Annotated in this window: 12 protein-coding genes; 4 read left to right on the forward strand and 8 right to left on the reverse strand. The window is 66.6% G+C overall.

The window, feature by feature from the left end:
* Window positions 1-77: 77 nt before the first annotated feature.
* Window positions 78-1,682, reverse strand: coding sequence for an AMP-binding protein (locus QNO00_RS00345; RefSeq protein ID WP_284023223.1), 1,605 nt, complete (start codon window positions 1,680-1,682; stop codon window positions 78-80).
* A gap of 131 nt (window positions 1,683-1,813) precedes the next feature.
* Between QNO00_RS00345 and QNO00_RS00350 the strand changes: the two genes are divergently transcribed.
* On the forward strand, window positions 1,814-2,431 hold the full coding sequence (locus QNO00_RS00350; RefSeq protein WP_284023224.1) for a TetR/AcrR family transcriptional regulator: 618 nt from the start codon (window positions 1,814-1,816) through the stop codon (window positions 2,429-2,431).
* Window positions 2,432-2,446: 15 nt separating this feature from the next.
* Here QNO00_RS00350 and QNO00_RS00355 read toward each other — a convergent pair whose 3' ends face one another.
* The 6 genes from QNO00_RS00355 to QNO00_RS00380 form a co-directional block, all read right to left on the reverse strand.
* The gene (locus QNO00_RS00355) at window positions 2,447-3,205 is read right to left on the reverse strand and encodes a CoA-transferase subunit beta (RefSeq protein WP_229965937.1); all 759 of its coding nucleotides are present in this window, start codon (window positions 3,203-3,205) and stop codon (window positions 2,447-2,449) included.
* Window positions 3,205-4,071, reverse strand: coding sequence for a CoA transferase subunit A (locus tag QNO00_RS00360; RefSeq protein WP_229965936.1), 867 nt, complete (start codon window positions 4,069-4,071; stop codon window positions 3,205-3,207). Before QNO00_RS00360 ends, QNO00_RS00355 begins: the two co-directional genes overlap by 1 nt.
* A gap of 85 nt (window positions 4,072-4,156) precedes the next feature.
* A complete protein-coding gene (locus QNO00_RS00365; protein WP_284023225.1) occupies window positions 4,157-5,269 on the reverse strand; it encodes an acyl-CoA dehydrogenase family protein in 1,113 nt (370 codons plus the stop codon).
* 7 nt (window positions 5,270-5,276) lie between these two features.
* Window positions 5,277-6,293 carry an acyl-CoA dehydrogenase family protein gene (locus tag QNO00_RS00370; RefSeq protein ID WP_284023226.1) on the reverse strand — a complete coding sequence of 339 codons (1,017 nt, stop codon included), beginning with the start codon at window positions 6,291-6,293 and terminating at the stop codon, window positions 5,277-5,279.
* Entirely contained in the window at window positions 6,290-7,468 is a 1,179-nt protein-coding gene (locus QNO00_RS00375; protein WP_229965933.1) for an acyl-CoA dehydrogenase family protein, read from the reverse strand. Before QNO00_RS00375 ends, QNO00_RS00370 begins: the two co-directional genes overlap by 4 nt.
* Window positions 7,465-8,322 carry an enoyl-CoA hydratase gene (locus QNO00_RS00380; protein WP_284023227.1) on the reverse strand — a complete coding sequence of 286 codons (858 nt, stop codon included), beginning with the start codon at window positions 8,320-8,322 and terminating at the stop codon, window positions 7,465-7,467. Before QNO00_RS00380 ends, QNO00_RS00375 begins: the two co-directional genes overlap by 4 nt.
* A gap of 120 nt (window positions 8,323-8,442) precedes the next feature.
* Here QNO00_RS00380 and QNO00_RS00385 point away from each other — a divergent pair, with 120 nt between their 5' ends.
* From QNO00_RS00385 to QNO00_RS00395, 3 genes are read left to right on the forward strand one after another with little or no spacing between them, the layout of a single operon-like run.
* Complete coding sequence (locus QNO00_RS00385; protein ID WP_284023228.1) at window positions 8,443-9,612, forward strand: acyl-CoA dehydrogenase family protein; 1,170 nt, start codon at window positions 8,443-8,445, stop codon at window positions 9,610-9,612.
* A complete protein-coding gene (locus QNO00_RS00390; RefSeq protein ID WP_229965930.1) occupies window positions 9,609-10,412 on the forward strand; it encodes an SDR family oxidoreductase in 804 nt (267 codons plus the stop codon). The genes QNO00_RS00385 and QNO00_RS00390 overlap by 4 nt, the downstream gene beginning before the upstream one ends.
* Before the next feature lie 12 nt (window positions 10,413-10,424).
* Window positions 10,425-11,576, forward strand: coding sequence for an acetyl-CoA C-acetyltransferase (locus QNO00_RS00395; protein ID WP_229965929.1), 1,152 nt, complete (start codon window positions 10,425-10,427; stop codon window positions 11,574-11,576).
* Between the two features lie 79 nt (window positions 11,577-11,655).
* On the opposite strand, the gene QNO00_RS00400 is transcribed toward QNO00_RS00395, so the two are convergent.
* Complete coding sequence (locus QNO00_RS00400) at window positions 11,656-12,330, reverse strand: hypothetical protein (RefSeq protein WP_284023229.1); 675 nt, start codon at window positions 12,328-12,330, stop codon at window positions 11,656-11,658.
* Window positions 12,331-12,414 lie beyond the last annotated feature (84 nt).

The raw sequence follows: 12,414 nt of genomic DNA on the forward strand, positions 1-12,414 counted from the left end.
AGTATCCGAAAAGGGCGGTGCAGGAAAATCCTGCAACCGCCCTTTTTGGTGCCGCGGGAAGTTCCCGACAGCTGCTCTTACAGCTTGGATTTGAGGACCTTGCCGGTGCCGTTGCGGGGAAAGTCGTTGACGATCACGAACTCGCGCGGCACTTTGTAGTTCGCCAGGCGGGTTTTGCAGAAGCCGGCAAGGTCATCCGACGTGGGCTTCGGATCGGCGTCGTGCAGCAGTGCAACAAAAGCCCTGCCCACCGACCCCATCCGTTCGTCGTCGATGCCGATGACGGCTGACTCGTTGACCGCGGGGTGCTGCCGCAGCACGTTCTCGATCTCTGCGGGATAGACGTTGAACCCGCCCACGATGAACATGTCCTTCAGCCGGTCCGTGATCTTCAGGCAACCGTGCTCGTCCAGCCGGCCGATGTCGCCCGTGTGGAACCAGTCGTCCTTGTCCACGGCGTTGCTGGTGGCCTCGGGATCATCGAAGTATCCCAGCATCACGTTCTCGCCGCGGAGCAGGATCTCGCCGTCCTCGCCGATCGGCAGATCCTTGCCGGCTGCGTCCACCACCCTGATTTCGACGCCGGCAACCGCCGGGCCCGTGGTCTGCTTGGCATGTTCCAGGGATTCGCCGGGCCGGGACAAGGTTGCGACCACACACTCGGTCATCCCGTACGCCTGCGCAACGGTTTGGAACCCGAGCACCGTGGACATGTCGCTGAACAGCGTTTCCGGGGCTGTCGCAGCGCCGGCGATGGCAAAGCGCAGCGACGAAGTGTCGTAGGTTTTCAGCTCGGGATGGTTGAGCAACGAGGTGAAGATGGTGGGCACCCCGGGCAGGACGCTGATGCGTTCCTTCTGGATCAGCTCCAGCAGCTCCGAGGGATTGAACGTCTCCACCGGGTAGATCGTGGCACCGGCCAGCAGCGCTGCGATGACTCCCGCCTTGTAGCCGAACCCGTGAAAGAACGGGTTGACCACTGCATAGAGGTCCTCCTGGGAGAGCTCTGCCCCGGCGGCCCAGGCCCGTGCGACGCCCAGTGTCTGCCGGTGCGCGCTCATGACGCCCTTGGGTAGGCCGGTGGTGCCCGAGGTGTAGAGGATGTCGACGACGTCGTCCGGGCGGACGGCGGCCGCCGCCGCACTCACGGCGTCGTCGGCGACGGTGACGCCGGCGGCCAGGAACGACTTCCACGCGAGTTCGCCCGCGTCGTCGGCCGTCCCGTCGAGGCGGATGACGAGCCGCACCGCGGGCAGCCCGGAAATCGGAGAACCCGAGGTCTCGCCCTCAGCAGCCGCTTCCGCTGCTGCCTTCCGGAGGTGATCCAGCGGCCGGCGGCCAAGGAAATCATCGGCAACAACCAGAATCGACGCGCCCGAGCGGCGCAGGATCATGGCCGCCTCATGACCGGTATAGCGCGTGTTCAGGGGCACCACCGCCGCACCCACCGCCTGCGCGCCGAGCATCGCGAGGATGAAGTCCAGGCGGTTCGGAGCCCACAGGGCAATCCGGTCACCCGGCTGCACCCCCTGGGCGAGGTAACCGCGCGACGCCTCGGAAATGCGGTCGGCGAGCTCGCGGTAGGAGACGGCGGTGTCACCGACGACGACGGCATGGTGGTCACCGAGCCGCGCCATGTCGGTAAGCAACTGGGGAATGGTCCGTGCGTCGGAGAGATGCATCAGGGAATCCTTTCATTCCGTGTGACAAAAAACGCAATGGCGCGGCTAATACAGTAACGTGCCTAAAATGCGAGATAATTGAGCAAATGCTTGGGCATAAAACCTTGGTAATTCCGAATAGAGGAGATTTGATGGCAACGCGCAAAAAAACGGAATCTGCAGCCAGCGAGCCGGGCTCCGACCGGCGGGAACAGCTGCTGGCCATTGCCGCCCACCTGATAGCCACCCGCGGATACTCCGCGACGACGGTGCGCGACATTGCCGACGATGCCGGAATCCTTTCGGGCAGCCTCTATCACCACTTCTCGTCCAAGGAAGCGATCCTGGAGGAAATCCTGCGGTCCTTCCAGGGCGGACTGCGGCAGCGGTCGGAGGAGATTGCCGCCGCCGGCGGCGGGCCGCGGCATGTCTTTGACGAACTCGTCCGGACTGCCTTTGTCACCATCGAAAAACAACCGGACGCCGTTGGCATTTACCAGAATGAGGCGGCGTTTCTGGCCAACCTTCCCGGCTTCGAGTTTGTGGCCGAGGAAGGTGCCCGGATTGAAGGCATCTGGCAGGAAGTGATCCAGGAAGGCCAGCGGGAGGGTGTCTTCCGCGCAGATCTGGACTCGGCGATGACCTACCGGTTCATTCGCGACGCCGTCTGGTCGACGGTGCGCTGGTTCCGCCCCGGCGGGCGGCCCGCGGCGGGGGGTGGCGGCCGCCCGTTACGCCAACAGGTACACAACGGGCGCCAGCAGGACTGATCCGCCAGGGGCCGGTTAGTTCTGGACTTCCCGGGTCCGGCCCCCGCGCGGATCCAGCACCTCGCGGATGAGGCGCAGCTCCTCCGCGGTGGGAACGCGGGTGAGGGGAGCGCCCTCGACGTCGAGCGCAAAACCCGTGTTGTCCACGACCTCCTGCGGATCCACGCCGGGGTGGATCGAAAGTACGGTGACGCGGCCGTCGTCGTCGTAGCCCAGGACGGCAAGGTTGGTGACAATCACGCCCAAGTGGTGGAACCGCATCGATGGTCCCGCGGCCCGCGCCCTGTCGTTTCCGACGCCGGAGACCATGTCGACCGACTCGACAAACAGGCGCGCACTGTGGCGCGAGACCCAGTAATCCACGCGGTGGTTGGCCGTGTTGCCGGGAGCGCCGCGCACGCCGATGAGCTGGCGCTTGGGCTTGTTCCAATCGCCGATCAGTGAAATGTTCTGGTTGCCGTAGCGGTCAATCTGACTGGCACCCATCATGCTCTGGCGCCGGCCGGTGGCGACGATGTCAAAGACGCGGCGGAACGGAGCCCAGCCCTCGATGATTCCGCCGCCTGCCGCTGATTTGCCGAGGGGCGGCGGCTCGCTCATCATGAAGGCCTCGCCGTCGCTCAGGACCAGGTCGGGGTTGTGCGTGAGCTTGGCCAGGCGGGCGCCGATGGTCGGGATGGTGCCGACGGCGTGCGCCATCAGCTCTCCGGACTCCCGGTAGGTGTCTGAACACGCCGCAATGCAGATTTCGGCGATGGTGGCGTCTGCGGTCATTACTTTTTCTCCTGTACTGCATGGAAGCGGGCAACGGCCTCGTGGTAGCCGGCCTCGTCGCCGGAGAGGAATTCGTGAACAAATGCGCGCCAGCTTTCGGGATCCTTCGCGGAGGCGGCATAGTGCTTCTGGAAAGCCTCGTCGCGGCCGTAGTCCGGCTCGCAGGTGGTGAAATGGGCGCCGTTGGGGGTCTCAATGACACCCGTGACGTACATGCGGCTCAACATGAGGGTGTGGAATGAGCCCTCGTCCAGGAGGTCTTCCGTTTCCACGATCCGCTCGGTGGTTACAAAGGTGCGGGTGGCAGCCATGGCGAAGAGGTCGTCAAAGTACGGGTCCGGGCCGAGGAACTGCGCGTTGCCGCCGCTGTCGGACCGGTTGACGTGGATCAGGGCAACATCCAGCGGTGTTGCCGGGACCGCGACGTACTCGTCATCGGAGTACGGCGAGGCGATGGTTTTCAGGTGCGGGTTCGCCGCCATCACGTCCGAGCCGAGTCCGGCCAGCGTGGGCAGAAACGAGAGCCGGGAGGCCGCGGCGCGCAGCCCGGTGACAAACATGCCCTCGTCGTATTCGCTGATTTCCAGCTCGCCGCGTTCGCGGGCCGCGGTGAACAGCGGGTCCAGCGCGATGCTGTCCAGCGACACAAAGCCGTAAATCAGCTTGCGCACCTTGCCGGCCGCAACGAGCAGGCCGACGTCGGGGCCGCCGAAGGCGACAACGGTCAGGTCGGTCACGTCGCTGCGCAGCAGCTCACGGACCGCGGCCATGGGCTTGCGCCGCGACCCCCATCCACCGATACCAATGGTCATTCCGGACTCAATGGACGAGATCGCCTCAGTGAGTCCAATCCTCTTGTCGGGCATCCGCTCCTCTTTTCCCGCATCATTGCGAAACCTAGCGCTTGTTTGGTAGTCAGACTAGCATGAGCCGTCCCCGGTCTGGCGGCAGTTAGCCCGCTGTGACGCCCAGGAGCACACCCAGGCGGCGGCGGTGCGCGCGTGACTGTCCGAAGAGCTGGCCGGTGGCGTGGGCCCGCTTGAAGACGAGCTGGGCATCGTGTTCCCAGGTGATGGCGATGCCGCCGTGCATCTGCACGGTCTCGGACGCCACATGGTCGAGCGCGTCTGCGCACCAGGCGGCGGCGGAGGCGGCCCGCTCGGGCAGGTCGGCAGCATCCGTTCCGGCGGACCAGGCCGCAGCCCAGGCGGCGGTGCGCGCCGTTTCCACCTGGACGAGCATGTCAGCCATCCGGTGCTTGAGCGCCTGGAAGGAGCCGATCGGGCGGCCGAACTGCACGCGCTGCTTGGAATACTCGACCGTCATGTCGAGTCCTCGCTGCGCGGTGCCTACCTGCAGGCAGCTCACCGCCACGATGGCGATGTCGCGGATTTTCTCCAGGGCTGCTTCGGCGTCCAGCCGGAGCGGCCGGGCGGGAACCCGGCTAAACGTCATCGTCGAGAAGCGCAGCGTGGTGTCCACTGCGGGGACGTTCACCCGCTGGATGGCGTCGACGTCGAGCACTTCGAACAGTCCGACGCCGTCCGGCGTGGCGGCCACCGCAATGACCGTGTCGGCGCTGCCGCCGTCGAGCACCAGTGTCGCCGTGCCGTCAAGCGTCCACGACTCGCCGGGCGTGGCAACGATGCCCGACCCGCGGGTGCTCCAGCGGCCCTGCCCGTCGGCCCAGGCCAGCGTTGCCAGGGAGGTGCCCTCGGCGATGCCGGGGAGCAGTCGCTCCCTGGCCGCTTCGTCGTCGGCCTGCAGGATCGCGGCTGCACCAAGGACTGCGGAGGCGAGCAGCGGGCTGGGAGCCAGGGAGTAACCGAGCGCCTCCAGCACGAGGCCGGTCTCAAACCAGGTGAAGCCGACTCCGCCGTACTCCTCCGGAATGGCGAGCGAGGCGACGCCGACCTCTTCCACCAGGACACGCCACAGCTCGACGTCGTACCCGGCCTCGGATTCGGCGGCCTTGCGCACTGCTGCGGAGGTCGCGTGGCGGTTGAGCACCGCACGGATCGTCTTTACGAGCTCGTTCTGCTCGTCGGTCAGTGAGAAGTCCATGATGTCCTCAGCGGGTGGGGGAGACGACGGGCGAGGGCGCGGGGGAAGGCGCGGGGGAGGTTCCGGGGGACAGCAGGAGCGAAGCGATGCGGTCATAGTGATGGCGGGGAGTGCCCCACACGCCCATTAGGGCGCGCACCCGCGTGATCCACAGGCCCAGGTCGTGCTCCTCGGTGTAGCCGATCGCACCGTGAACCTGCAGCGCAACGCGCGCGGCCAGGTTGGCCGCTTCCCCGGCGGCGATCTTGGCCGCAGAGATGCTGCGGGCACTGTCGGGGTCCCCGAGATTCAGCGCGGCGCCGGTGACCAGCGGGCGGGCGAAGGTGAGGGCAATGCGCACGTCGGCGAGCTGGTGCTTGAGCGCCTGGTACTCGCCGATCGCGCGTCCGAACTGCTCGCGGATCTTGGCGTAGGAGACGGCCTCGGCCAGCAGGCGTTCACCCGCACCCAGCAGTACTGCCGAACACGCCAGCGTCGCCCGGTCGAGGGCCAGGGCCACCACGGCCGGATCCAGTGCGGAGGACTCCCCGGCGGCGGTGAGCTCATGAAGCGTGCGTGTCCTGTCGATTGAGGCGATGCCGGGTCCGGACGTGGCTGACGAAATGGACTCGGCGTCGACAAGGAAATGATGGCTGCTCGCCGCGGCGTCCAGGGCATAGGGAGCAAGCCCGGGCACTGCCGCCGTGGCAATGATCGAACCGTCAACGATGCCGCGGCGCACATCGGCACCGACCAGGTCGGGCAGCAGTGCTCCCGACTCGATGTAGGGCCCCGGCACGGCATGGTAGCCCAGCCGTTCGAAGGCGACCACGAGGTCGACGGCGGTGCCGCCCATGCCGCCGTCGGCCTCCGGAACGCACAGGCCAAGCAGGCCGAGATCGGCGAGTTGGGCCCACAGTGCCTGGCCCGACGCCGGGTCGCCGGCCGCCCAGGTCCGAGCGGCTTTCGTTCCGCCGGCACTTTCGATGATCTCGTCGACGGCTTCCGCCAGTGCCTGCTGTTCTTCGGTCAACACAAATTTCATGACACTCTCCTGCCGTCGCCGCCGCGGGGGAGGCCGAGTAGACGTTCTGCAATGATGTTGCGCTGGATCTCGTTCGTCCCGGCGTAGATCGGGCCGGCGATCGAGAAGAGGTAGTCGTCAACCCAGCGGCCGTCGGCCACGCCGGGGGTGCCGCGCAGCTCAGCCGCGGGGCCGAGCAGGGTCAACGCTGTTTCGTGCAGTGCTATGTCGAGTTCGGACCAGAACACCTTGTTCACGCTGCCCTCGGCGCCGATGTCGCCGCCGTTCTGCAGCGTGCTGACCGTGCCCCAGGTGTAGAGGCGGTAGGCCTCGGCCTTGATCCAGGCATCCACGACGGCGTCCCGCGCGAACGGATCCTCGTGCTGCTGGTCGTTCCACAGATCGATGAGCCGGTCGGCGGCTGCACAGAAGCGGCCGGGGGCGCGCAGGGAGAGCCCGCGCTCATTGCCGGCGGTGCTCATGGCGACGCGCCAGCCGTCGCCGGGGGCCCCGAGCACGTCCGCATCGGGAACAAAAACATCCTCGAAGAACAGTTCAGCGAAACCCGTTGATCCGTCGAGCTGTGCAATCGGGCGCACGGTGAGGCCCGGGGCGTCCATCGGGAACAGGAAGTAGGTCAGGCCCCGGTGGCGGTCGGCGGCCGGGTCGCTGCGGAAGAGTCCGAAGCCGCGGTCGGCCCACACCGCACGCGAGCTCCAGGTTTTCTGGCCGCTCAGCAGCCAACCGCCGCGCTCGTCGTCGCGGCGGGCGGTGCTGCGGATCGCTGCCAGGTCGCTGCCGGCGCCCGGTTCCGACCAGGCCTGCGCCCAAATCAGCGAACCGTCGGTCATCGGCTTCAGGTAGCGGGCGCGCTGCTCATCGGTGCCGTGCTCGAACAGGATGGGCGCCAGCAGGGAGATGCCGTTCTGCGCCACCCGGGTCGGGGCGCCGGAGCGGTAGTACTCCTCTTCAAAGAGCACCCACTCAACGAGGCCGGCGCTGCGGCCGCCGAATTCCTCCGGCCAGGCAACGGCCGACCAGCGGCCTTCGGCCAGGGTGGCCTCCCACTTCCGGTGGGCGATAAAACCCTCGGCCGTGTCCATCGACGGCAGCGGGGCCGGCGGCACGTGTTCGGCCAGCCAGGCCCGTGCCTCCGCCGCGAAAGCGTGCTGCTCATCTGTCAGATCGAGGTTCATTTGGTACCCGCCGCGTCGCGCATGCCCTTGACTCCCATTCCGGCCAGCGAATCCGCGCCGACCTCTGCGTTGTGTGCGTGCGCCGCGTGGTGCAGCCCGAAGACCGAATCCATGCCGGCGCGTAGACCCTGCAGGTCTTCCGACTGATTGACTGCCTTCTTGGCGAGGGCCAGCCCGAGGCGGGGCATGGCGCTGATCCGTTCGGCCATGGCCATCACCGTGTCCTCCAGCTCCAAGTCCGGGACAACGTGGTTGACCATTCCCAGGTCGTGGGCGCGCTGGGCCGTAAAGCGGTCGCCGGTGAAGAGGAACTCCTTGGCGGCACGCGGGTTCATCACCCAGGGGTGGGCGAAGTACTCCACGCCGGGAATTCCCATCCGGACCACGGGATCCGAGAAGAAGGCATCCTCGCTGGCGACGATGAAGTCACAGGACCAGGCCAGCATCAGGCCGCCGGCGATGCAGGCGCCCTGGACCATGGCGATCATCGGTTTCGGGATCTCGCGCCAGCGCCGGCACATGCCGAGGTACACCTCGGATTCCCGGGCGAAACGGGAATCAACGCCCGTGGCGCCAACGTGGTCCCACCACATCACTGCCTTGCGCTCGAAGCTCTGGTCGATGTCACGGTCGGGGGTGCCGATGTCGTGTCCGGCCGAGAAGTGCTTGCCGTTCCCGGCCAGGACGATGACCTTGACCGCGTCGTCCTGCACGGCCTCCGTGAACGCGGCATCCAGTGCGTAGGTGACCTTCGAGTTCTGCGCATTGCGGTACTCGGGCCGGTTCAGCCGCACGATGGCCACGGACCCGCGGACCTCGTATGTAACAACCTCGTTGGAATCGTCGTTCTTCATCGTGGCTCCTCTCTGAGACACTTCCCCCTGTGATGTGGTTCACCAAACAAGTGCTTGGTTTGCTAGCATAGGCGAAGCTCGACTTTATGACCAATGGCGGTGGGCGATGAAAGGTGTTTCGTGGATCTGATCTATTCAGTGGAAGACGACGAGTTTCGTCAGGAGATCCGAGCGTGGCTGGAATCCAATCTCGTCGGCAAGTTTGCGCAGCTGCGCGGCCTCGGCGGATCCGGCCGTGAACATGAGGCCTTCGAGGAACGCCTCGAGTGGAACCGCCACCTTGCCGCGCACGGCTGGAGCTGTGTCAGCTGGCCGAAGGAGCACGGCGGGCGCGGGCTGAGCCTGCTCCAGCAGGTGATCTTCCATGAGGAGTACGCCAAGGCGGATGCTCCGGCACGGGTTAACCACTTCGGTGAGGAACTGCTCGGCCCGACGCTGATCGCGTTCGGCACTCCGGAGCAGCAGGCCCGCTTCCTTCCCCGCATCGTGGCGGTGGAGGAACTCTGGTGCCAGGGCTACTCAGAGCCCGGAGCCGGCTCGGACCTGGCCGCCGTCTCCACCAAGGCCCGGCTTCAGGACGGGCAGTGGGTGATTGACGGGCAGAAGGTCTGGACGTCCCTGGCGCACCACGCCGATTGGTGCTTCGTCATCGCCCGCACCGACTCCGGCCCGCGCAAGCACGACGGGCTCTCGTACCTGCTCGTGCCGATGGACCAGCCCGGCGTCGAGATCCGGCCGATCCTGCAGCTGACGGGTACCTCGGAATTCAACGAGGTGTTCTTCGACAGCGCCGTGACGGCTGCAGACCTCGTTGTCGGCGCGCCGGGTTCCGGCTGGTCGGTCGCCATGGGCACCCTCGGCTTCGAACGCGGTGTCTCCACGCTGGCGCAGCAGATCGCGTTCCAGCGGGAACTGGAGGCCGTCGTCGACCTGGCCCGCAGCAACGGTGCGATCGAGGACCCGATCATTCAGGACCAGATTGTCTCGGCGCACATGGGGCTGGAAATGCTCCGGCTGCACGGGCTGCGAACGCTGAGCGGCGAGCAGGGCATCGAGGCTTCCATCACCAAGCTGCTGTGGGCGCCGTGGCACCGGGCGCTCGGCGAACTCGCCATGGCCGTCGCCGGTCCGGGCGGCCTCACCGTCGCTGCGGAGCCCTACGAGCTCGACGCGCTGCAGACCCTTTTCCTGTTCAGCCGCGCCGACACCCTGTATGGCGGCTCGGACGAAATTCAACGCAATGTTATCGCCGAGCGTGTGCTCGGACTGCCAAAGGAGGCACGCGCATGAGTTCCTCGCGCATCGCACAACCCGTTCCCGCCTATGTTCCCGCCCACGGGCTGCTCACGGGCCGGCGCGTCGTCGTCACCGCCGCGGCGGGTGCCGGCATCGGCGCCGCGGCAGCACGCCGCTGCCTCGAAGAAGGCGCCGCCCTGGTGGTGCTCGGAGACACGCACGCCGGAAGGCTGGAGTCATCCGCCGCCGAGCTCGGCGCGGAGTTCGGGACCGAGCGGGTCCGCTGGGCCGTCTGCGACGTCACTGTGGAGGAGCAGGTCGAGGCGCTGCTCGACGCCGCCGAGGAGGCCGGCGGCGTCGACGTGATGATCAACAATGCGGGCCTGGGCGGCAGCGTTTCCATCCTGGAAATGACCGACGAGCAGTGGTCCAAGGTCCTGGACGTGACCCTCACCGGCACCTTCCGCAGTGTGCGTGCCGCGGCGCGCCGCATGGTTCGCAACGGAACCAAGGGCGTCATCATCAACAACGCCTCGGTCATTGGCTGGCGCGCCCAGGAGGAGCAGGCCCACTACGCCGCAGCCAAGGCAGGCGTCATGGCCCTCACCCGCTCGGCCGCGCTCGACGTCGCGCCGCACGGAATCCGCATCAACGCCGTGTCACCGAGCCTGGCCATGCACCCGTTCCTGGCCAAGGTCACGTCGGACGAACTGCTGGAGCAGCTCACCGCGCGTGAGGCGTTCGGCCGGGCTGCCGAACCGTGGGAAATCGCCAACGTCATGGTGTTCCTCGCCAGCGACTACTCGTCCTACATGACTGGTGAAGTCGTGTCCGTAAGCAGCCAGCAGGCCTGAGAGGACTTTGCCATGACTACCGCATACATCATCGACGCCGTCCGCACTCCGGGGGGACGCCGCGGCGGCTCGCTCGCCGGCATCCACTCCGCAGACCTCGGCGCCCACGTCATCTCCTCACTCGTTGAGCGCACCGGCATCGATCCCGGCGCCGTTGACGACGTCATCTTCGGCTGCACCGACACGCTCGGCTCCCAGGCCGGCGACATCGCCCGCACCGCCTGGCTGGTCGCCGGAATGCCCGATCACGTCCCGGGCGTGACCATTGACCGGCAGTGCGGATCAAGCCAGCAGGCCGTGCACTTCGCCGCTCAGGGAGTGATGTCCGGAACCGCCGACCTGATTGTGGCCGGCGGCGTGCAGAACATGTCGGCCATTCCGATTTCAGCGGCGATGACCGCCGGCCAACAGTACGGCTTCACCACTCCGTTTGCCGAGTCGCCCGGCTGGGTGGCGCGTTACGGAAACCAGGAGGTGTCGCAGTTCCGCTCGGCGGAGATGATCGCCGAAAAGTGGAACATCTCCCGGGAGAGCATGGAGGCCTTCGCGCTGGAAAGCCACCGCCGCGCGGTCGCCGCTGCGGACGGCGGACGGTTCGCGAAGGAGATCGTTCCGATCGCCGGGCTTGCCCATGACGAGGGCCCCCGCCGGGAGACGTCACTGGAGAAAATGGCGGCGCTTCAGCCGCTCACCGAGGGCGGCCGGATCACTGCGGCCGTGGCCTCGCAGATCAGCGACGCAGCCAGCGCCCTGCTGATTGCCTCGGAAGGCGCCGTGGCTGCGCACTCCCTGACGCCGCGCGCCCGCATCCATCACATCTCGGTGCGCGCCGATGATCCGGTCTGGATGCTGACCGGACCGATCCGCGCCACCCGCTACGCGCTGGAGCGCGCCGGCATGAAGGTCGACGACATCGATCTGTTCGAATGCAACGAGGCGTTCGCGTCCGTCGTGCTCGCCTGGGCGCAGGAACTGAACATCGACAGGGACAAGATCAACGTCAACGGCGGCGGCATTGCGCTCGGCCACCCCATCGGTGCGACGGGCACCCGCATCATGGCCACGCTGCTGAACGAGCTGGAGCGCAGCGGCGGACGGTTCGGCCTGCAGGTGATGTGCGAGGGCGGCGGCCAGGCCAACGTCACCATCATCGAGCGCCTCTGACGCACGTCACCCGGGTACGGAAAAGGCGGCACGCATCTTCCGGATGCGGGCCGCCTTTTCCGTGCTGCAGAGGGGAAGGCTACGGCTTGACGGCTTCGCCGTGGAACAGCTTCTCCTCATGGTCCCAACTCGGGCTTGTGGTCACCAGCAGGTCCAGCGGGGCATCGTTCGGAACCGCGTACCCCATTTTCACCGTCTGGGTGCCGCCGGGGAGGATCTTGCCCTGGAACTGACCCTCAAGGCCGCTGCCCGTGTCGAAGACGCGCTTGCCGGCGGTGCCTTCGGCACCGTAATTGACGGAGGCGTTGAACATGGCGGGATCAAAGATCTCTTCGCTGTTGTTGGTGATGCTCACCTCGAACAGGCGCAGCTGGCCTCCGGTGGCTTCTGCACCCGAAGCATACTGGCTCGCTGTCGCGCCTCCGAGGTAGGAGACTTTCACGGTCAGTCCATCCTCATACGTCCACTCTTCACCGAACGCTGCAAGCTGGTCCTGGAGGTCCTTGGACTTGGTCTCGGACGCATTCGGAGAGGCGGAGGAAGATTCTTTGGGCTTGCTCGAGGCGGAGGCGGATTCTTTGGGCTTGCTCGAGGCGGAGGCGGAGGAGCTTTCCGTGGGCTCGCTTGAGGCGGAGGCCGTCTCGGTTGCCGAGGTGCTTGCAGCCTCACCCTTGGCAGCGTCGGTGGAGCAGGCGGTCATGCCCAGCAACCCGGCGAGGGCCAATGCGGTGAGGGAGTTCTTCATGACGTTCATTGAGTGTGTTCCTTGATGTTGAGACTGACACAAACGGCAGTGTGTATCCGGAGTCACACATTGCCTTATGGAGTGTAACGGGCG

The sequence above is a fragment of the Arthrobacter sp. zg-Y1219 genome, from assembly GCF_030125545.1.
In the GTDB taxonomy this organism is placed as follows: Bacteria; Actinomycetota; Actinomycetes; order Actinomycetales; family Micrococcaceae; genus Arthrobacter_B.